Consider the following 251-nt stretch of genomic DNA (forward strand, 5'->3'; position numbering starts at 1 on the left):
GTTTGGTGAAGGTACCAAAGCCCTGTCATTGGCCATTGCCGAATCCGATGCTTTCTCGATTGCCGGTGGTGGTGACACCCTGGCAGCTGTTGATAAATACGGCATTGCCGATAAGGTGTCTTATATCTCCACTGGTGGCGGCGCTTTCCTGGAATTTGTTGAAGGAAAAGTACTGCCTGCGGTTGCGGTACTGGAACAACGCGCCAAATAAGAATCACAACATATAAACGGACTGACCTGATGTGCAGGTC

At 50.2% G+C, this 251-nt stretch carries 1 protein-coding gene; it reads left to right on the top strand.

What is annotated here, in order from left to right; translation table 11 throughout:
• On the top strand, window positions 1-211 hold a 211-nt coding region (gene pgk / locus Q4563_RS21400; RefSeq protein ID WP_303605957.1), incomplete at its 5' end, for a phosphoglycerate kinase.
• Window positions 212-251: the final 40 nt, after the last annotated feature.

It is taken from the genome of Gilvimarinus sp. 1_MG-2023 (assembly GCF_030548285.1).